General features: G+C 71.5%; 18 protein-coding genes. 12 read left to right on the forward strand and 6 right to left on the reverse strand.

Annotation, left to right across the window (positions count from 1 at the left end; all coding sequences use genetic code 11):
• The first annotated feature begins 460 nt into the window (after window positions 1–460).
• Window positions 461–1,243 (forward strand): hypothetical protein, encoded by a 783-nt coding sequence (locus AAW14_RS27770; protein WP_265566696.1) that lies wholly within the window; start codon window positions 461–463, stop codon window positions 1,241–1,243.
• A gap of 160 nt (window positions 1,244–1,403) precedes the next feature.
• Here the strand turns inward: AAW14_RS27770 and disA are convergent, their stop codons facing one another.
• Window positions 1,404–2,528 (reverse strand): DNA integrity scanning diadenylate cyclase DisA, encoded by a 1,125-nt coding sequence (disA, locus tag AAW14_RS27775; RefSeq protein ID WP_265566697.1) that lies wholly within the window; start codon window positions 2,526–2,528, stop codon window positions 1,404–1,406.
• An 81-nt stretch (window positions 2,529–2,609) separates the two neighbouring features.
• Window positions 2,610–4,019 (reverse strand): DNA repair protein RadA, encoded by a 1,410-nt coding sequence (radA, locus tag AAW14_RS27780; RefSeq protein WP_265566698.1) that lies wholly within the window; start codon window positions 4,017–4,019, stop codon window positions 2,610–2,612.
• A 196-nt stretch (window positions 4,020–4,215) separates the two neighbouring features.
• Between radA and AAW14_RS27785 the strand changes: the two genes are divergently transcribed.
• On the forward strand, window positions 4,216–5,943 hold the full coding sequence (locus AAW14_RS27785) for a BACON domain-containing protein (protein ID WP_265566699.1): 1,728 nt from the start codon (window positions 4,216–4,218) through the stop codon (window positions 5,941–5,943).
• A gap of 33 nt (window positions 5,944–5,976) precedes the next feature.
• Here AAW14_RS27785 and AAW14_RS27790 read toward each other — a convergent pair whose 3' ends face one another.
• On the reverse strand, window positions 5,977–6,852 hold the full coding sequence (locus AAW14_RS27790; protein ID WP_265566700.1) for a hypothetical protein: 876 nt from the start codon (window positions 6,850–6,852) through the stop codon (window positions 5,977–5,979).
• Between the two features lie 71 nt (window positions 6,853–6,923).
• Here AAW14_RS27790 and AAW14_RS27795 point away from each other — a divergent pair, with 71 nt between their 5' ends.
• The 4 genes from AAW14_RS27795 (at window position 6,924) to ilvD (ending at window position 11,733) form a co-directional block, all read left to right on the forward strand.
• Entirely contained in the window at window positions 6,924–7,856 is a 933-nt protein-coding gene (locus tag AAW14_RS27795) for a Ppx/GppA phosphatase family protein (RefSeq protein ID WP_265566701.1), read from the forward strand.
• Between the two features lie 346 nt (window positions 7,857–8,202).
• The gene (locus AAW14_RS27800) at window positions 8,203–9,027 is read left to right on the forward strand and encodes a sugar phosphate isomerase/epimerase family protein (protein WP_265566702.1); all 825 of its coding nucleotides are present in this window, start codon (window positions 8,203–8,205) and stop codon (window positions 9,025–9,027) included.
• A gap of 16 nt (window positions 9,028–9,043) precedes the next feature.
• Window positions 9,044–9,673: a TetR/AcrR family transcriptional regulator gene (locus AAW14_RS27805; protein ID WP_265566703.1), complete on the forward strand. Its 630-nt coding sequence runs from the start codon at window positions 9,044–9,046 to the stop codon at window positions 9,671–9,673.
• Window positions 9,674–9,879: 206 nt separating this feature from the next.
• Window positions 9,880–11,733: a dihydroxy-acid dehydratase gene (ilvD, locus tag AAW14_RS27810; protein WP_265566704.1), complete on the forward strand. Its 1,854-nt coding sequence runs from the start codon at window positions 9,880–9,882 to the stop codon at window positions 11,731–11,733.
• Window positions 11,734–11,781: 48 nt separating this feature from the next.
• On the opposite strand, the gene AAW14_RS27815 is transcribed toward ilvD, so the two are convergent.
• Window positions 11,782–13,875 carry a PQQ-binding-like beta-propeller repeat protein gene (locus AAW14_RS27815; protein WP_265566705.1) on the reverse strand — a complete coding sequence of 698 codons (2,094 nt, stop codon included), beginning with the start codon at window positions 13,873–13,875 and terminating at the stop codon, window positions 11,782–11,784.
• A 182-nt stretch (window positions 13,876–14,057) separates the two neighbouring features.
• Between AAW14_RS27815 and AAW14_RS27820 the strand changes: the two genes are divergently transcribed.
• The 6 genes from AAW14_RS27820 to proC all read left to right on the forward strand — a co-directional run bounded on the left by AAW14_RS27820 (window position 14,058) and on the right by proC (window position 18,428).
• Entirely contained in the window at window positions 14,058–14,375 is a 318-nt protein-coding gene (locus AAW14_RS27820; RefSeq protein ID WP_265566706.1) for an SH3 domain-containing protein, read from the forward strand.
• Between the two features lie 48 nt (window positions 14,376–14,423).
• Window positions 14,424–14,915: an EamA/RhaT family transporter gene (locus AAW14_RS27825; RefSeq protein WP_265566707.1), complete on the forward strand. Its 492-nt coding sequence runs from the start codon at window positions 14,424–14,426 to the stop codon at window positions 14,913–14,915.
• Between the two features lie 104 nt (window positions 14,916–15,019).
• Window positions 15,020–15,796: a class I SAM-dependent methyltransferase gene (locus AAW14_RS27830; protein WP_265566708.1), complete on the forward strand. Its 777-nt coding sequence runs from the start codon at window positions 15,020–15,022 to the stop codon at window positions 15,794–15,796.
• Between the two features lie 100 nt (window positions 15,797–15,896).
• On the forward strand, window positions 15,897–16,703 hold the full coding sequence (locus AAW14_RS27835; RefSeq protein WP_265566709.1) for an ABC transporter ATP-binding protein: 807 nt from the start codon (window positions 15,897–15,899) through the stop codon (window positions 16,701–16,703).
• Complete coding sequence (locus tag AAW14_RS27840) at window positions 16,700–17,473, forward strand: ABC transporter permease (RefSeq protein ID WP_265566710.1); 774 nt, start codon at window positions 16,700–16,702, stop codon at window positions 17,471–17,473. Before AAW14_RS27835 ends, AAW14_RS27840 begins: the two co-directional genes overlap by 4 nt.
• Before the next feature lie 142 nt (window positions 17,474–17,615).
• Window positions 17,616–18,428, forward strand: a complete 813-nt coding sequence (gene proC, locus AAW14_RS27845) for a pyrroline-5-carboxylate reductase (RefSeq protein WP_265566711.1) — start codon at window positions 17,616–17,618, stop codon at window positions 18,426–18,428.
• Between the two features lie 93 nt (window positions 18,429–18,521).
• Here proC and trpS read toward each other — a convergent pair whose 3' ends face one another.
• Window positions 18,522–19,517, reverse strand: a complete 996-nt coding sequence (trpS, locus tag AAW14_RS27850) for a tryptophan--tRNA ligase (RefSeq protein WP_265566712.1) — start codon at window positions 19,515–19,517, stop codon at window positions 18,522–18,524.
• Window positions 19,514–19,660: a hypothetical protein gene (locus AAW14_RS27855; RefSeq protein ID WP_265566713.1), complete on the reverse strand. Its 147-nt coding sequence runs from the start codon at window positions 19,658–19,660 to the stop codon at window positions 19,514–19,516. The genes trpS and AAW14_RS27855 overlap by 4 nt, the downstream gene beginning before the upstream one ends.
• Between the last annotated feature and the right edge of the window lie 686 nt (window positions 19,661–20,346).

A 20,346-nucleotide genomic window follows, 5' to 3' on the forward strand; every position in this document is an offset into this window, starting at 1 on the left:
GGCGAGATTGCGGGTGGCGGGGGCGTGGCTGGGGCGGGCGTTGGGCGGTGTGTGTGGGCGGCCGGTGGCGGTGGGGTCGGTCGTGCGGCGGCGGTGGGCCGGGCGTGTGCGGATGGGTGGGTGGCGGACGGTGCGGAAGCGCCGGTGGGAGGGGGCGCCGGGGCGCGCGTGCGAGCCGTCGGGTTGCCGCCTGCGCCGGTGGGTTCACCGTGTGCGGCGGTCGGCGCGGTCGTGGTGAAGCAGTCGGCCCGGGCGCGCGCTGCGAGCCGCTGCGGGCGCACAGTCGCCCCGTTCTCTTCCGCGCGTGTCCGTGGCCGCGAGTGGACCGGCCTTCCCGGTGCCCGTGATCGCCTCCGTACGTCCGTCGGTGGCGCCCGTGCGGGATGATGATCTGGAAAAGTTGGGGCCATGGCGGCGGGTGGGGCAAGGCCCGGCGCCGATCTCTCGTACAGTTTCCGCCGTGGGATCTCTGCGCAATCCGGTCGGGCCGCTTCCCTCCTCCATCTACTGGCGACGGAGGGCCGTACTGCTGTCCGTGGTCGCCCTGTTGACGCTGCTCATCGTGTGGGTGGTCACCTCCTCCGACAGCGGCGGCGGGAAGAACGGCGCGGGAGGCTCGAACGGCAAACACCCCACATCGTCGATCACTCCGGGGCCCTCCGGTACGGGCCCCGCGATCAGTCAACACCCGGGCGGTCGCGACGAGTCGAGCGGTGGAAGCGGTTCGGGGTCGTCCGGGGCGTCCGGGGCCGGTGACTCCGGCGGCTCGGGCGACGGGACGGACGGCGGCGCCGGCGGTTCCTCGAGCGGTCAGCTGCCGGCCGGAGCCGGTTCCTCCCTGCCCAACTGCACGGCGAGCGCGGTGCAGTTGACCCTGAAGAGCCTCCACAACACCTACGCGCCCGGGGACACCCCCACATTCGAGCTGATCGCCAGGAATTCCTCCGTCAATGACTGCAAGGTCGATCTAGGACCCAGGAGCGCGGTGTTGACGATCACTCAGACGGGCAGCAACAGCAAGGTCTGGTCCTCGGCCGACTGCCCGAGCGGTTCGGGCGGCGTGCTGTTCCATGTGCCCGCCGACAACCAGGTCGCGTACACCGTGAAATGGGACCGCAAGCCCAGCGCGGCGAACTGTGCGACGCCCCCGGCCGGTTCGGCACCGGCTGGTACGTACCTGGTCGAGGTCAAGACCCCCGGCTTCCCGGACGCCCGGGCGTCGTTCGTACTCTCGAAGGACTAGGGTCTTCGCCTCGCCCGGGGCCGGGCGATCTGAGCCCGTCCGGCTTTTGAGGACGAGGCCGTTCGGGCCGAAGGGGGCTGGGGCGCAGTCCCAGGACGATCACACCGGCAGACCGGGCCCCGACCAGAGGGTCGGCCCGGGGCCCCGCACCGGCCGGAGGCTAGACGTACCGCTCGAGGATCGAAGACTCCGCCAGTCGCGACAGCCCCTCCCGCACGCTGCGGGCCCGCGCCTCACCGACGCCGTCCACCGTCTGGAGGTCGTCGACGCTCGCCGCCAGTAGTTTCTGGAGGCCCCCGAAGTGCTCCACCAGGCGCTCGATGATGGCGCCTGGCAGCCTCGGGACCTTCGCCAGCAGGCGGAAGCCACGCGGGGACACCGCCGAGTCGAGAGCCTCGGGGGAGCCGGTGTAACCCAAGGCGCGAGCCACCGTGGACAGTTCGAGAAGCTCGGCGTGGCTGAGCGCGTCCAGCTCGGACAGCGCCTCCTCCACCGTGCGGGAGCGCTTGGCGGTCGGCTCGGGCACGTAGTCACGCACCACCAGCTCCCGCTCGGGCTCAACCCCGGCGATCAGCTCGTCCAGCTGGAGGGCGAGCAGACGGCCGTCGGTGCCCAGTTCGACCACGTATTCGGCGATTTCGGTGGCGATGCGGCGGACCATCTCCAGCCGCTGCGACACCGCGGAGACGTCCCGGACCGTCACCAGGTCCTCGATCTCCAGCGCGGACAGCGTGCCCGCCACCTCGTCCAGGCGGAGCTTGTACCGCTCCAGGGTGGCCAGGGCCTGGTTGGCGCGGGAGAGGATCGCCGCCGAGTCCTCCAGGACACGGCGCTGCCCGTCGACGTAGAGCGCGATCAGACGCATCGACTGGGAGACGGAGACCACGGGGAAGCCGACCTGCTTGCTCACCCGGTCCGCCGTGCGGTGGCGGGTGCCCGTCTCCTCCGTCGGGATCGTGGGGTCCGGGACCAGCTGCACACCGGCCCTGAGGATCTTCGACAGATCCGAGGAGAGTACGAGGGCGCCGTCCAGCTTGCACAGCTCCCGCAGGCGGGTCGCCGTGAACTCCACGTCCAGGACGAAGCCGCCCGTGCACATCGTCTCGACGGTCTTGTCCGAGCCGAGCACGATGAGACCGCCGGTGTTGCCGCGGAGCACCCGCTCGAGGCCGTCGCGCAGGGCCGTGCCGGGTGCCACGGCGCTCAGTGAGGCGCGCATCAGGCCATCGGCACCGGAACTCCCGCCGGACTTTCCGGGAGCTGCCGCCCGGTCGTTGGCTGCCACTGCACTCCTCCGGTCGCAGGTTCTGGGGCGCTCCCGTGTCGCACACTCGGTTCGTACGGACGGGCGAGACCAGGGCAAAGTCTACCGGCGGTCCTCCTCGTCCCGTGGGGCCTCTCGGCGACGGGAGCGCGGAAGGACCCGCAGGGCGTCCCCCATGTCCGCCACTTCCAGTACCTTCATCCCGGCCGGGATCTTGCCCGCATCGGCCGGGACGAGCGCGTGCGTGAAGCCCAGACGGTGCGCCTCGGCCAGTCGGCGCTGGACCCCGGTGACCCGTCTGACCTCGCCCGCCAGCCCCACTTCGCCGATCGCCACCAGATTCTTGGGCAGCGGGGTGTCGCTCGCGGCGCTCGCCAGCGCCAGCGCGATCGCCAGGTCCGCGGCCGGCTCGGAGAGCTTCACCCCGCCGACGGTCGCGGAGTAGATGTCCCGCTTGCCCAGGGCGCTGATGCGGCCCCGCTGCTCCAGGACGGCGAGCATCATCGAGACGCGGGAGGTCTCCAGGCCGGACGTGGTGCGCCGCGGGGAGGGGATCTGCGTGTCGACGGTCAGCGCCTGGACCTCTGCCACCAGGGGGCGACGGCCCTCCAGCGTGACGGTCAGACAGGTGCCGGGGACCGGCTCGTCGCGGCGGGTGAGGAACAGGCCGCTCGGGTCGGCGAGCCCGGTGATGCCCTCGTCGTGCAGTTCGAAGCAGCCGACCTCGTCCGTCGCGCCGTACCGGTTCTTCACGCCGCGTACGAGACGCAGGCGCGCGTGCCGGTCGCCCTCGAAGTGCAGCACGACGTCCACGAGGTGTTCGAGCAGGCGCGGACCCGCGATCGCGCCGTCCTTGGTGACGTGGCCGACGAGGAGGGTGGCCATGCCGCGCTCCTTGGAGGCGCGGATGAGCGCTCCCGCGACCTCGCGCACCTGGGCCATGCCGCCGGGCGCGCCGTCGATCTCGGGGGAGGCGACGGTCTGCACGGAGTCGAGGACGAGGAGCGACGGCTTCACCGCGTCCAAGTGGCCGAGGACGGCGGCGAGATCGGTCTCCGCCGCCAGGTAGAGGTCGTCGTGGATGGCCCCGATGCGGTCGGCACGCAGCCGCACCTGGCTCGCCGACTCCTCGCCCGTCACATACAGAGTGCGGTGCCCGTCGCCGGCCGCCTTGGCCGCGACGTCCAGCAGCAGCGTGGACTTGCCGACGCCGGGCTCACCGGCGAGCAGGACGACCGCCCCGGGCACGAGCCCGCCGCCGAGGACGCGGTCCAGCTCGGGCACGCCGGTGGAACGGGCAGTGGCCTGCCGCCCGTCGACCTGGCCGATGGGCACGGCTGAGGTCGTCACCCGGCCCGGTGCGGTCGTGCGCACCGCGGGCGCGCCGTACTCCTCGACCGTCCCCCAGGCCTGGCACTCGGGGCAGCGGCCGAGCCACTTGGCCGTCTGCCAGCCGCACTCGGTGCAGCGGTAGGACGGACGGTCCTTGGTGGTCTTCGCACGGGCAGCCATGGACGAAACCGTAGCGGGGCCCACTGACACCGCGGGACCCGCCCGAGGTGTCGGGCTCGGGCGGGGAACACTGTCACGGACACATCACGCGGAGCTCGTCGATCATGTGTCTTTATGAGGGATCAACTCACCCGTACGGAGTAAATGTGCGCAAGGGAGCAGAAGGTGCGACCCCTGGGCGCATACGGTCGCACAGGTGATGAGCAGCAGGCCGGACACCTCCACGCACCTCGGCGGCGCACACCCGGCGCGCACGGACGCCCGCAAGCGGGTCGGCGCGCCTCGTGGCGCGAACAGCCGCACCGCCACACACCCGCCCGCGCGCTACGAGCCGCACCTCGACGGTCTGTTCACCTACTGCCTCTCCGTGCTGTGCGACCACGACGCGGCGACCGGCGCCCTGGGCGACGCCCTCGCGCTCGCCGAGCGCCGCGGCACGCGCGGTCCGGGAACGCCCGAGGACCTTCGCGCCTGGCTGTACGCCCTCGCCCGCTGGTCCTGTCTGCGGCGGCTCGCCGAGGCCCGAAGACGCCGCCAGGCCGGCCAGGCCGCCGGGCGTGACCGGGGCCACGGCGGCACGGCTGAGGCCGCCGACCGGCGCGCCGCCGTGGCGCTCGGCGCCGACGCCGTCCCCGGCGAGGTCCAGGAGCTGCGCCGGCAGGAGCTCGCCCAGCTCGCCTGGCCGGAGGCCGCGGGCACCACCCCCGAGCAGCGCGAGGCGCTCGAGCTGGCGGTACGCCACCAGCTGACCGCCCGGGAGGTCGCCGCCGTGCTCGGCATGGACCACGCCGCCGCGCGGGAACTCCTCGCCTCCGCCGCCTGCGAGGTCGAGCGCACCCGCGCCGCCCTCGCCGTCGTCGAGACCGGCGCCTGTCCGAGCGTCGCCCACCTCACCGGCGACCCCCAGCTCGTCCTGAGCGCCACCCTGCGTCGCGAGCTCGTCCGGCACGTCGACGACTGCCCGCGCTGCCGCCGCACCGCAGAGCGCGCGGTCCTGGGCAGCTGGCCCGGCGCCTGCGTCACACCCGCCGCGCTCCCTGTCCTCCAGGCCCCGCGCGTGGCCCTGCACGCCGCCATGACCCACGCCCCACGCGCGCGTGGGGCGGCCCCTCGTTTCGACCGGCGCGGCTTCCCCGTGGACCCGAAGGACCGCGCGGCCCGCCGCGACCGCCTGCGAGCGCGTGCCGTCACGACGACCGTCGTCGTCACCGTGATCGCGGCGCCCCTCCTCGCCCTGTGGGCCGCCTGTCGAGGGCCCCTCACCGGCGAGGCCGTGGACGGCCGCCCCGCCACGGCGCGTGAGGCGCAGGGTGCCGACACGCTCGGCGGCGCGAGAACGGGCGGCTACGAGAACGCGGGCAACGCACGCGCGAAACCCGACGCCCGCTTCGGCGGGGGCGGCCGTTCGCCCGACGTGTCCGTCGAGGTCATCGGCGTACGGACGGGAGCACCGGACACGGGGCAACTGGCGGTGTCGGCCGGCAGCGACGGCACCACGACCCTTGTCACGCTGACGGCGTCCGGGACCTCACCGGTCCACTGGTCGGTGGCCACGGGCGTTTCCTGGCTCTACACGAACCAGTCCTCGGGGACGCTCGCCCCAGGCGAATCGTTCACCGTGCGGGTGTACGTCGACCATCTCCACGAGCCCTCCGGACCCTGGCACGCGCGCGTGGCGGTGGCACCCTCGGGCGCGGTGGTCATGATCGACGGCTACGGAGCGGCGAGTCCGTCGGACCCGCGCCCCACGCCCGTGCACACCGATCCGTCGGCTCCCGCGCCCAGCGGTCCGCCCTCGAGGGGCCCGGACCCCACGCCGAGATCTCCGGGCCCGACGGATCCGCCGTCCACGAGCCCGCCCGCCTCCGTCCCGCCGCCCACGACGCCGCCGCCCACCACCGGCGCCCCGAGCCCGTCCTCGTAGGCGCTCGGTCACCGTGCGCGCGGGGTCGCGCCGTCAGTCCGCCGGATTCGCGGGGGCTGCAGGACCGGTGGGGTCGGCGGGATGCGGCGCCACCAGCGGCAGCTGCGAGGCCAGGCGCTGTTCGCAGAGCTCGGCCAGGCGGTCGTACCCCGCCTTGCCCATCAGCTCGGTCAGCTCCGCCCGGTACGAGACGTACACCGGCTCGCCCGCGCCGTGCGCCGACGTCGCCGATGTGCACCACCAGTGCAGGTCGTGGCCGCCCGGGCCCCAGCCCCGGCGGTCGTACTCGCCGATCGACACCTGCAGGACCCGGGTGTCGTCGGGCCGGTCGATCCACTCGTACGTCCGCCGGATCGGCAGCTGCCAGCAGACGTCCGGCTTGGTCTCCAGCGGCTCTCGGCCGTCCCGCAGCGCCAGGATGTGCAGCGAGCAGCCGGCCCCGCCCGCGAAGCCGGGCCGGTTCTGGAAGATGCACGAGCCCTGGTACGGGCGGGTCTGCCGGGAGCCCTCGTCGTCCTCGGCGACCCAGCCGGTCTCCATGCCCACGTCATGGTGCTGCCAGATCTCCGGCGTGAGCCGTGCCACCTGCTCGGCCACGCGCTTCTCGTCGTCCTCGTCCGAGAAGTGCGCGCCCAGCGTGCAGCACCCGTCGTCCGCGCGGCCGGCCTGGATGCCCTGGCAGCCGCTTCCGAAGATGCAGTTCCAGCGCGAGGTCAGCCATGTCAGATCGCACCGGAAGACCTGTTCGCCGTCGGCCGGATCCGGAAACTCCACCCACGCACGCGCGAAATCGAGCCCCTTCTCGTCGCTCGCTTTCGGGGCCTGCTGGGATCTGGACGCCTTCGCCTGCGAAGAGTCCTTCGGACTCGTGGAGGATTTGTCGGGCTTCGCCTTTTTCGTCTTTGGCACCCGTCCAGGGTAAGTGGCACTGGACCGCTCCGGGGACTGTGGAGCGTCGTACTGGCAGTAGCGTTCCGTACATGAGACTCGGTGTCCTGGACGTGGGTTCGAACACGGTGCATCTGCTGGTGGTGGACGCCCACCCCGGCGCGCGTCCCCTGCCCGCGCACTCGCACAAGGCAGAGCTGCGACTCGCCCAACTCCTCGACGGCAGCGGAGCCATCGGCGCCGACGGGGTCGACAAGCTGATCGCCGTCGTCCTGGACGCCCTGGAGGCGGCCGAGGACAAGGGCGTCGAGGACCTGCTGCCGTTCGCCACCTCCGCGGTGCGCGAGGCGAGCAATGCGGACGACGTCCTGGCCCGGGTCAAGGAAGCCACCGGTGTGGAGCTCCAGGTGCTGAGCGGTGAGGAGGAGGCGCGGCTGACCTTCCTTGCGGCCCGCCGCTGGTTCGGCTGGTCGGCGGGCAAGCTGCTCGTCCTGGACATCGGCGGCGGCTCGCTGGAGATCGCGTACGGCATCGACGAGGAACCCGACGCGGCGGTGTCGCTGCCGCTGGGCGCCGGCCGTCTGACCGCGGCCTGGCTGCCCGGGGACCCGCCGGACCCGGCCGACGTGAAGGCGCTGCGCCGTCGCGTACGGGCCGAGATCGCCCGTACCGTGGGCGAGTTCGCCCGCTTCGGTGCGCCCGACCATGTCGTCGCCACATCCAAGACGTTCAAACAGCTCGCCCGCCTCGCCGGGGCGGCGCGCTCGGCCGACGGGCTGTACGTGCAGCGCGAGCTGAAGCGGGAGTCCCTGGAGGCGTGGGTGCCGCGGCTGGCCGGGATGACGGCCGAGGAGCGCGCGGACCTGCCGGGGGTATCCGAGGGCCGCTCGGAACAGCTTCTGGCCGGCGCGCTGGTCGCGGAGGGTGCGATGGACCTGTTCGCGGTGGAGACGCTGGAGATATGCCCGTGGGCGCTGCGCGAGGGCGTGATCCTGCGGCGGCTCGACCACATGGCGACGGGGTAGGCACGGGACCATGGCCTGTGGGGCGGGGCGTTGGGACATGGCGGCGGGGTAGGTCACCGGTCCACGGCCGAGAGCCGGGGTGGGGGCACCGGTACCGGCCCATGTAGGGGCAGGGGGCCCGGCCCACGTACGGGACAGGGTGCCCGGACCACGGCCGAGATCCCGCCGTTCGCGTACGTCCGCCGCCTCCGGCGCCCCGTCCGCGGGGGCCGCGGAACCCCGGGCAGGGCGGGAACGCGCGTACGATCCGCGCACCGGCGACATCCGGCCGCTGTGCCCCTTCCCACATCCTCTCCCATCGCATCCGGCCCCCCATGTCAAGGCGGCGCCCCGTACGCTGTCCCTCGTGGCAGAACCAGCGGTGCGCATCCCGGATGCGAAGGTCGCCCTGTCTACGGCCTCCGTCTACCCGGAGTCGACGGCGACGGCCTTCGAGATCGCCGCGCGCCTCGGGTACGACGGGGTCGAGATCATGGTGTGGACCGATCCGGTCAGCCAGGACATAGACGCGCTGCGCAGGCTCAGCGACCACCACCGGATCCCCGTTCTCGCCGTCCACGCCCCCTGTCTGCTGATCACCCAGCGCGTCTGGTCCACCGATCCGTGGGTCAAGCTCCAGCGTGCCCGCGCAGCCGCCGAGAAGCTCGGCGCCGGCACCGTCGTGGTCCATCCGCCCTTCCGGTGGCAGCGCCAGTACGGCCGCGACTTCGTGGACGGGATCTGGCGCATGGCGAACGAGACCGATGTGCGGTTCGCCGTCGAGAACATGTATCCATGGCGCTACCGGGACCGCGAGATGCTCGCGTACGCCCCGGACTGGGACGTCACGAAGGACGACTACCGTCACTTCACGATCGACCTCAGCCACACCGCAACGGCCCGTACCGACGCCCTCGGGATGCTCGAGCGCATGGGCGACCGGCTCGGTCACGTCCACCTCGCCGACGGCAACGGCTCCAACAAGGACGAGCACCTCGTCCCCGGCCGCGGCATCCAGCCCTGCGCCGAGGTCCTCGAACGGCTGGCCCTCACCGGCTTCGACGGATACGTCGTCATCGAGGTCAACACCCGCCGTGCCATGTCCGGCGCCGAGCGCGAGGCCGACCTCGCGGAGGCCCTCGCCTTCACGCGTCTGCACCTCGCGTCGGCCCTGCAGGTGCCCCGCCGGTGAGCGAGGTGGCGCATCCATGACCAACACGACCGGTGCAGGTCCCGTCCGCCGCGGCAGGGGACGGCCCAGCCGTACGGAGACGGCGGCGGCCCCCGCCACCCGCGACCGCATCCTCGAGGCGGCGCGCGAGGAGTTCTCGGAGCGCGGCTACGAGAAGACGTCCGTACGCGGCATCGCCAAGGCCGCCGGAGTCGACTCCGCGCTGGTGCACCACTACTTCGGCACCAAGGAACAGGTCTTCGAGGCCGCCATCGAGGTCGCCTTCGCGCCCGCCCTGAGCGCACCGGACACGATCGCCCAGGGGCCGCCCGAGGCCGTCGGCGAGCGACTGACCCGCTTCGTCCTCGGCATCTGGGAGAACCCGAGGACGCGTACGCCGCTGCTGGCGATCGTCCGGTCCGCCGTCAACAACGAAACAGCGGCCGCCGTCTTCCGCCGCCTGGTCGCCGCGCAGCTGCTGCGCCGCATCGCCGGCCGTCTCGACCTCCCGGACGCGGAGCTGCGCGTCGAACTGGCGGCAGCGCAACTGGTCGGGGTCGCGATGCTGCGCTACGTGATCAAGGTGGAACCGCTGGCATCGGCAGACCTGGAACAGCTCGTGACCCGACTTGCCCCGGTGGTCCAGGGCCACCTGACGACTCCCTGAGCGTCCGGTGGTCCAGGGCCACCCGACACCGTCCGCGGTGCCGCGTCCCCGGCGGCGGACGCGTGGCCGTCCGGGCGTTCACGGGCACTCGGGCCGACGGCCGCCGCCCGAGACGCACATCCCGTATCCCGGACACTCGTGTCCGTCCCTTGGAGCAGCGGCGTACGCTCGACGTGAGTCACAACTCTCCGAAGGAGCGAGCGACGATGCCCGAGCTGAGGTCCCGCACAGTCACCCACGGCCGCAACATGGCGGGCGCCCGCGCCCTGATGCGCGCCTCCGGTGTACCCGGTGCGGACATCGGACGGAAGCCGATCATCGCGGTCGCCAACTCCTTCACGGAGTTCGTGCCGGGCCACACCCACCTCCAGCCGGTCGGCCGGATCGTCAGCGAGGCGATCAGCCAGGCCGGCGGCATCCCCCGCGAGTTCAACACGATCGCGGTGGACGACGGCATCGCCATGGGCCACGGCGGCATGCTCTACAGCCTCCCCTCCCGCGACCTGATCGCCGACAGTGTGGAGTACATGGTCGAGGCCCACTGCGCCGATGCCCTGGTCTGCATCTCCAACTGCGACAAGATCACCCCGGGCATGCTGATGGCGGCCCTGCGCCTGAACATCCCGACGGTATTCGTCTCCGGCGGCCCCATGGAGGCAGGCCGGGCCACCCTGGTCGACGGAACGGTCCGTACGCTGGACCTGATCGACGCGATCGCCGACGCCGCCAACGACAAGGTCTCCGACGAGGACATCCTCCGTATCGAGGAGAACGCCTGTCCGACCTGTGGCTCCTGTTCCGGCATGTTCACGGCCAACTCGATGAACTGCCTGACCGAGGCGATCGGCCTCTCCCTCCCCGGCAACGGCTCGGTCCTGGCCACCCACACGGCCCGCCGCGCGCTGTACGAGAACGCGGCCCGTACCGTCATGGACCTCACCCGCCGCTACTACGAGCAGGACGACGAGACGGTCCTGCCCCGCGACATCGCCACGTTCTCGGCCTTCGAGAACGCCATGGCCCTCGACATCGCGATGGGCGGCTCGACCAACACGATCCTGCACCTGCTTGCGGCGGCGCAGGAGGCGGGCGTCCCCTTCGGCCTGCGGGAGATCGACCAGGTCTCGCGCCGGGTCCCCTGCCTGGCGAAGGTGGCCCCGAACGTCGCCAAGGACCGCACGTACTACATGGAGGACGTGCACCGCGCCGGCGGCATCCCCGCCCTCCTCGGCGAACTGCACCGCGCGGGCCTGCTGAACGAGGACGTGCACGCCGTCCACAGCCCGTCCCTCGCGGACTGGCTCAAGACCTGGGACGTCCGCGGCGGCTCTCCCTCCGCCGAGGCGGTGGAACTGTGGCACGCGGCCCCCGGTTGTGTGCGCTCGGCCGAGGCGTTCTCCCAGTCCGAGCGCTGGGAGGCCCTGGACGAGGACGCCGAGGGCGGCTGCATCCGCTCGGCCGAGCACGCCTACTCCAAGGACGGCGGCCTGGCGGTCCTCAGGGGCAACCTCGCGCTCGACGGCTGCGTGGTGAAGACGGCGGGCGTCGACGAGTCGATCTGGACGTTCGAGGGTCCGGCGGTCGTCTGCGAGTCGCAGGAGGAGGCCGTCGAGAAGATCCTGACCAAGCAGGTCAAGGAGGGTGACGTCGTCGTCATCCGCTACGAGGGCCCCAAGGGCGGTCCGGGCATGCAGGAGATGCTCTACCCGACCTCGTACCTGAAGGGCCGCGGCCTGGGCAAGGCCTGTGCCCTGATCACGGACGGCCGCTTCTCCGGCGGCACTTCGGGTCTGTCGATCGGCCACGCCTCGCCCGAGGCGGCCTCGGGCGGCACCATCGCCCTGGTCCGGGACGGCGACCGCATCCGCATCGACATCCCCAACCGCACCATCGACCTCCTGGTCTCCGACGAGGAACTACAGACGCGCCGCGCCGCCCTCGACGGCGCGTACGTCCCCGCGAACCGCGACCGCAAGGTCTCCGCCGCCCTGCGCGCCTACGCCGCGATGGCGACGAGCGCCGACAAGGGCGCGGTGCGGGACGTCAGCAAGCTGGGCTGAGCCCGGCCGACGAGGGGGCCGCTCGCGCCCGGGCGGCCCTTTCGCATGTCACCAGTCCGACGGGTTGCGTCCGTCCAGACCGAAGACGGTGCCGTCGGGCGCGCCGGCGTACACGCGGCCGTCCACGAGCACGGGCTCGGGCAGCGAGGCCGAGACCCGGTCCGCGTGCGCGCCGAGACGCGGCGGGGTCTGGCCGATGAGCTTTCCCCGGCCGGCGTCGAAGGCGAGCAGCCGCCCGTCCGCCGCGGTGAAGTAGACGTGGCCGTTGGTCGCGACCGGCGCCGAGCCGCGGCTCACGGACGTTTCCAGATGCCAGAGCCGTTTCCGCGCACCCATGTCCAGGGCCTCCATCGAACCGCCGGCGCCGAGCAGGTACACGACGTTGCCGTCCACGGTGGCGCCGGCGCTCGTGAACGGCACGGACAGCGCCACACTGCGCGTCGACCCGGACCCAGGGGTGTAGCGGACCACGGCTTTCGTGTCCCCGTAGACCCGGTCGAGGGAAAGGAAGAAGACCGACCCGTCCTTGCCGCCGAACGGCTTCAGTGTCCCTTGCAGCCGGGCGTCCCACCGCACGTCACCCGTGCTCGGATCCACCGCGGTGACATGGGTGCTCGCCCCGTCGTCGGAGGTGCTCGTCGCGTACGCCAGCGGGTCCCCGGCGAACGAGGTGAAGTACGGCGTGCTCTGGCCGGGGATCCGGCGGCTCCATACGGTGGCCCCCGATGCGCCGTTCACGCCGGTGACCGTCCCGTCGGCGCCGGTGATCAGCAGCATGGCACCGGTCTGCCGCAGCCCGGTGCCGGCGGGCGCGTTCCGCTGCCAGCGCGTCCTGCCCGAGGCCGGGTCCAGTGCCTCCAGACGCCGGCGCCCGTCCGTCAGGGCCTGGACGAGACCGCCCGAGACGACCGGCGCTCCGTTCCTGGGGGCCATGGTGACGGAGTGCCGCCACAGCAGGGTGCCGTCCGACGGATCGAGGGCGAAGATCAGCCCGGGCTGTGCGCACAGCAGCTTCCCGGCGTCGTAGGAGCACTCCGGCACGCTCCCGTCCGCGGACACCGGCTTCGCCTCCCATGCACGGAACCCGGGGGAGGCGGTCCGGGGTGTGCCGCCCTTCGGTGTGGTCGTCCGTTCCGCGAGCGACAGGACCGGGACGAGCGCTCCGCCCACGACGAGAGCGAGCGCCCCACCGACGAGGACCAGACTTCTGCGCAGGCGCCTGCGGGGCCGTCGCTCCGGCTCCTCGGCCCGGGACTCAGCCCCCGCCTCGTCACCTGACCGCTGCGCCGGAATGAACGCCTGCGTGTCGTACGAGGCGGCCACCGACCGCAGTTCGCGCATCAGTTCGTCCGGCGAGGGCCGGTCCTCGGGCTCCTTGGCGAGGCAACGCAGCACCAGCGGCGCGAGGTTCTCCGGTACGCCGGTGAGGTCCGGCTCGTCGTGCACGACCTGGTAGGCAACGATGTACGGGCTGTCGGAGTCGAACGGCCCGCGCCCCGTCGCCGCGTGCACCATCACGGATCCGAGCGCGAAGATGTCGGCCGCGGGGCCGACCTCCCGCGGTCGCCGGAACTGCTCGGGTGCCATGAAGGGCGGCGTGCCGATCAGCTTTCCGGTCTCGGTGCGCAGTTCGCTGTCCTTCGGCCGGGAGATGCCGAAGTCGATGACCTTCGGGCCGTCCTCGGCGAGCAGTACGTTGCTCGGCTTCAGATCCCGGTGCACGACCCCGACCCGATGGATGTCGCGCAGCGCCTCCGCGAGTCCGGCCATCAGCCGTCGCAACTGGGCCGTGGGCATGGGGCCGTTCCGCTTCACATGCTCGGACAGGGTCGGGCCGGGGATGAACAGCGTGGCCATCCAGGGCCGTTCGGCCTCCGGATCGGCGTCGACGACGGGCGCGGTGAAGGCACCGCTCACCCTCCGCGCAGCGGCCACCTCCTGCCGGAAGCGGCCCCTGAACTCAGGATCCTTGGCGAACTCGGCATGTACGACCTTCACCGCGAGCTTCAGCCCCGAGGTGCTCCGGGCCAGGTGCACCACGCCCATGCCGCCGGAGCCCAGGCACGACTCCAGGCGGTAGTGACCGGCGTACTCCGGAAGTTCCGCTTCTGCGCCCGCTCCGGTGTTGCGCTGTGGCGTCATGGACCACCCCCGTGCTGTTCGTACGCGCGCGCGACGCACGGAGCCTAGTCGATGACTCGTACGGGACCGAGGCGGCTTGCTAGCCTCCGCGTGCGAGTCGCGACACGTGTGTTTCGTCGCGTGGCACAAGGGAACCAACGCGACCCCATGGCAGTCATGGGGTCCAACGGGGGAGGTCTTTCATGTCCGTTGACCGATTCGAGGAAGCCGGGACCCGCGACCGGGCCGAGGCCGTCGCGACGACCGCGGCTCTGCACTACTACTCGGTCGCACCGGGCGTCCGGCTCAATGTGCGCAGTGGTCCCGGTACCGGCTACGCCGTCGTCCGGGTCCTGGCCGAGGGCGCCAAGGTCCCGATCTTCTGCCAGACGCCGGGCACGACGGTCTCGGGGCCGTACGGCACGAGCAACATCTGGGACAACATCGACGACGGCGAGTACGTCTCGGACGCGTATGTGCACACGGGCAGCGACGGCTACGTCGCCTCGCGCTGCTCCTGAGGCGGAGGGCGGCGGGGGCCCGTCCGCGGCCGGAGCGATAATCGACGCGTGAGCGACGAGAACGGCACTCCGGACATCTCCAGCGGCCCCCGCCCCGAACCGATCCGCTTCTTCGGCACCACCTGGGTGGAGCACGACGGCGGCTACGGCGCACGCCGTGCCGCCGTCTGCGTCGGCTCGCTCGCGGCGGCCGCCGTCTCCTGCCTCGTGCTGCGCTTCGCCTACCAGGGCCTGCGGATCGCGGCCGTCGGCGCACCGGTGACCCTGATGGTCGTGGTCATGTTCGCGGTGTGCAGCGCGCTGGCGTTCAGCAACACCTGGGGATCCTTCACCAAGCGCCCCGACCCCCGGCGTCAGGCCTCCCTGCGTGGCCTTCTGACGATCGGCTTCGTCGGCTCACTGCTCGCGTACTTCCTGCGTTCGCTGACCGAGGCCCCCGGCGAGAAGCTCCACCGCGAGGAGTACGAGTCGGCTCGCGCCGCCCATGAGAAGCGGGCGTCGCGCCGTACGGGAAACCCGTCCCGCAGGCGCCGCTCCTGAGGGCCTCCCGCCAGGTCCCCGCCGCTTCCGTACGACCCCGCCGTCGCCCCTTCTTCCGCCGAAATCCGGTGTCCCCGGGACCCGGGCCCCGCCACCATGGGGACATGACCGCTCCTTCCCGCGCAGGCCGAGCCCACTCCTTCAACGCGGCCGCGGCCCAATACGCCGCGAACCGGCCCTCCTACCCGCCCGCCCTCTTCGACGCCCTGGAAGAGCTGGCCGGCCGACCCCTCACCGGCGCCCGCGTGGCCGACATCGGCGCCGGCACCGGAATCTCCACCGCTCTCCTCGAGGCCCGAGGCGCCCGGGTCCTGGCCGTGGAACCGGGCGACGGCATGGCGGCCCAGTTCCGCCGCGTCCTCCCCGGCGTCCCCCTGCTCCGCGGCGACGGCAACGCCCTTCCCCTCGCCACCGCCTCCGCCGACTTCCTCACCTACGCCCAGGCCTGGCACTGGACCGACCCCGCCCGTTCGGTCCCGGAGGCCCTGCGTGTCCTGCGCCCGGGCGGCGTGCTCGCGCTGTGGTGGAACATGGACGCCCAGGACGTTCCGTGGATCGCCGCGCAGGCGGACCGCATCAAGCGGTACTTCGGCGCCGAACACGCCTCGAAGAGCGGCGCCGGAAGCATCCGTACCGAACTCGCCTTCGAGGGCGCAGCCGAGAGTCCGGCCCATACCCACCGTGTCGTCCGCTGGAGCCGCACGGTCCCGGTCGACACCCACCTCGCCAACATCGGCAGCCACTCGATCTTCCTCGTACTCGGGGAGGAGCGCGCGAAAGCCTTCCTCGCCGAGGAACGGGAGCTCCTGCTCAAAGCCTTCCCGGACGGCTTCGTCGAGGAGGTCTACGACGTCCTGCTGATCGTGGCGACCCGACCGTAGGCACCCGTACGACGGTCTGCTCCGTTCCCGGAGGGCGCGGACAGCGGCAGGTGTTCCGCGATGCTTGACGGCTGCCCTGTCGCGCGCGCATATTCATCACATGATGAATATTAGCCGTCAGCGCCCGCCCGACCCGCCGAACCCCGAACCCGCCGTCCGCGCCGGACACCTCACCGTCGTGCGCGGCACCCGCACCGTCCTGCGGGACCTCGACTTCGCCGTCCCCCGCGGCCGGATCACCGGACTGCTCGGCCCTTCCGGATGCGGCAAGTCGACCCTCATACGCGCGGTCGTCGGCACCCAGGCCAAGGTCACCGGGACCCTGGAGGTCCTCGGACGCCCCGCCGGGGACGCCTCCCTGCGCTCCCGGATCGGCTATGTGACTCAGGCGCCCTCCGTCTACGACGACCTGACGGTCCGACAGAACCTCGACTACTTCGCGGCGATCCTCGACCCCGGCCGGCCGGCCGCCGACCGCCGCGACCACGCCGTCACCCGGGCCATCGCCGACGTCGACCTCACCTCGCACGCCGGCGCCCTGGCCGGCACCCTCTCCGGAGGCCAGCGCAGCCGCGTCTCCCTCGCGGTCGCGCTCCTGGGCCACCCGGAACTCCTCGTCCTGGACGAACCGACGGTGGGCCTCGACCCGGTCCTGCGCCGTGACCTGTGGGCCCTCTTCCACACCATCGCCGCCGATCGCGGCGCCACCCTGCTCGTGTCGTCCCACGTGATGGACGAGGCCGAGCGCTGCCAGAGCCTGCTGCTGATGCGCGAGGGCCGCATCCTCGCCGACGACACCCCCGACGCCCTGCGCGCCCGTACAAGCACGGACACCGTCGAAGACGCCTTTCTGCATCTCGTGGACGAGGCGGCGGGGAACACGGCAGGAAAGGAGACGGTCCGATGACCACCGCGACGACGTACCCGACCGGGACCGCCTTCAGCTACTCCCGTACGACGGCGACGGCCCTGCGGGTCCTGCGCCAGCTCCGCAACGACCCGCGCACGATCGCGCTGATGATCGTCGTCCCGTGTCTGATGCTGTTCCTGCTGCGCTACGTCTTCGACGGCAGCCCGCGCACGTTCGACTCGATCGGAGCCTCGCTCCTCGGGATCTTCCCGCTGATCACGATGTTCCTGGTGACATCCATCGCGACCCTGCGCGAACGCACCTCCGGCACCCTGGAACGCCTCCTCGCCATGCCCCTCGGCAAGGCCGACCTGATCGCGGGCTACGCCCTCGCCTTCGGCACCCTGGCCATCATCCAGTCGACCCTGGCGACGGGACTCGCGGCCTGGTTCCTGGGGCTGGACGTCATGGGTTCCGCCTGGCTCCTGCTGCTGGTGGCCCTCCTGGACGCCCTGCTCGGCACCGCCCTCGGCCTGTTCGTCTCCGCCTTCGCGGCCTCGGAGTTCCAGGCGGTGCAGTTCATGCCCGCGGTGATCTTCCCGCAGCTCCTGCTCTGCGGCCTGTTCACCCCGCGCTCCAGCATGCACCCGGCCCTGGAGGCCATCTCCGACGTCCTGCCGATGTCGTACGCGGTGGATGCCATGAACGAGGTCCTCAGGCACACGGACGTGACCCCGACCTTCGTCCGGGACGTGCTGATCGTGGCGGGCTGCGCACTGCTGGTACTGGGCCTCGGGGCGGCAACACTGCGACGCCGGACCGCGTGACACCCGCGCGGTGGTCGTCGGAGCCCCGGGCAGCCGTGCCGCCGGCAGGGACACGTCCCGCCCACCGGACAATCGAGCCACATGGAGGAACCCGGTGCGAGGATGAACCCGGACGACGCAACTCCCGGAGGGCACCCGCACCATGACCCAGAAAGTCGCAGTCCTAGGCACCGGAAAGATCGGCGAGGCCCTGCTCAGCGGAATGATCCGAGCCGGCTGGGCCCCCGCCGACCTCCTGGTCACCGCCCGCCGCCCGGAACGGGCCGAAGAACTCCGCACGCGGTACGGCGTCACCCCGGTCACCAACCCGGAGGCCGCGAAGACCGCCGACACACTCATCCTCACGGTCAAGCCCCAGGACATGGGCACGCTCCTCGACGAGCTCGCCCCGCACATCCCCGCCGACCGCCTGGTCATCAGCGGTGCCGCCGGCATCCCCACCTCCTTCTTCGAGGCACGCCTCACCACCGGCACCCCGGTCGTCCGCGTCATGACGAACACCCCCGCCCTCGTCGACGAGGCCATGTCCGTCATCTCCGCAGGCAGCCATGCCACCGAGGCCCACCTCGCCCACGCCGAGGAGATCTTCGGCGCCGTCGGCAAGACCCTGCGCGTCCCCGAGTCCCAGCAGGACGCCTGCACCGCGCTCTCCGGCTCGGGCCCGGCGTACTTCTTCTATCTGGTCGAGGCCATGACCGACGCCGGCATCCTGCTCGGTCTGCCCCGGGACAAGGCCCACGAACTGATCGTCCAGTCCGCGATCGGCGCCGCGGTGATGCTCCGCGACAGTGGGGAGCATCCGGTGAAGCTCCGCGAGAACGTCACCTCGCCCGCGGGCACGACGATCAACGCGATCCGCGAACTGGAGAACCACGGGGTGCGCGCCGCGCTCATCGCCGCTTTGGAGGCCGCCAGGGACCGCAGCCGGCAACTGGCGTCCGGCAACAACGGCTGACACCGGGCCCGCGGCGCCAGGCCCGAATTCGTACGGTCCGCACCCGGCGCCGCGGGCCGGATGACCGCCCACGGCGCCCGGCGACCCGGCCCCTCAGGCGGGCAGAAGCCCGATCGCCCGATACGCGGCGTCCACCATCGGCTTCGCCATCTCCCGCGCTCTGCCCGCTCCCGCCCGCAGCACCTTCTCCACATGGGCGGCGTCCGCGCACAGCTCCTTGTGCCGCTCCTGTACCGGCCGCAGCAGTTCGACCACTGCCTCGGCGGTGTCCTTCTTCAGGGCACCGTAGGACGTGTACGCACCGCTCAGCTTCTCGGGGTCAGCGCCCTCGCAGGCGGCCAGGATCTCCAGCAGATTCGTGACACCCGGCCGTGCCTCCCGGTCGTGGACGACGTCGGAGCCGCTGTCGGTCACGGCCCGCATGATCTTCTTCCGCACCACGTCCGGCTCGTCGAGCAGATAGACGATGCCCGGGCCCATGTCGTCCGACTTCCCCATCTTCGACGTCGGATCCTGCAGGTTCATCACCCGGGCCGCGACCTCGGGACGAGTCGCCCGAGGCACCACGAACGTATGCCCGTACCGCTGGTTGAACCGCACCGCCAGGTCCCGCGCCAGTTCCACGTGCTGCCTCTGGTCGTCGCCCACGGGCACCTCGTCGGTCCCGTAGACAAGGATGTCCGCCGCCATCAGCACGGGGTACGTCAGCAACGACAGCCGCACGCTTCCGCCCCGCCCCTGCTCCCGCGCGGCCTTCTCCTTGTACTGGATCATGCGCCGCATCTCGCCGTCGGCGGCCACACACTCGAGCAGGTACGACAGTCGCGTGTGCTCGTCGACATGGCTCTGTACGAACAGGGTGCACAACTCCGGATCAAGCCCCGAGGCCAGCAGCAACGTGGCCGCCTGCCGACTGAGCCTGCGCACCCGCGCCGGATCGTGGTCCACCGTCAGGGCATGCAGATCGACGACGCAGAAGAGCGCGTCGGCCCGGTGCTGGTCCACCTCGGCCCACCGTCGCATGGCACCCAGGTAGTTCCCCAGCGTCAGATGCCCGGTCGGCTTGATCCCGCTGAAGACGCGTGTCATCTCTCCACCTCCTGGTAGGGGCCGCCGCGACCGGCCGGCCGCCCCTCCTGGAGGGAGATACGAGAACGGCCGCCGATGCGGCGGCCGATGAGCGCATACGTGAGTCCGGCCGCCGTCAGGCGGCCCACCACTGCTGGTTGCACGTACGCGAAGTCATGACGACGAGAGTACGCCTCTCCGGTCCGCCACGGAGGCGGTTTGACACACCCCGGTCCGATGCGTAGGGTTCCCCGGGTTGTCCGACGTGAGCTCCGACTCCGGTCGGTCCCCGGACAGCCATCCCGCAAGTACCCATCGCCAATCGGCGCCATGTCGTCGTGCGTATTGGCATGCGTATTTTCGGAATGAGGAATCCGCGTTCGAACCTTTGTGAGAACGCAAGCCCCCGATTAGCTCGGGAGCCAGGAATCCGCTAAAGTCTCACTCGTCGGAACGGCCGAGAGGCCGCCAAGACAAGCCCGGTTGACGGGGAGTCAGAGTCCAAAGGGAACTGAGGGATCTGATAGAGTCAACAACGCCGGAAGGCCGAAAGGCCGGAAAGCGCCGAGGAAATCGGATCGAGAAAAGGTCTGATAGAGTCGGGAACACCGAAGGGAAGCGCCCGGAGGAAAGCCTGAGAGAGTCTCTCGGGTGAGTACGAAGGAAGCGTCCGTTCCTTGAGAACTCAACAGCGTGCCAAAAGTCAACGCCAGATATGTTGATACCCCGTCTCCAGCTCTGCTGGGGCGAGGTTCCTTTGAAGTAAAACACAGCGAGGACGCTGTGAACGGTCGGGACTATTCCTCCCGGCTGTTCCGCTCTCGTGGTGTTCGCCCCGATCACGGGGAAA

The organism is Streptomyces hygroscopicus (genome assembly GCF_026168105.1).
Lineage (GTDB): Bacteria > Actinomycetota > Actinomycetes > Streptomycetales > Streptomycetaceae > Streptomyces > Streptomyces hygroscopicus_D.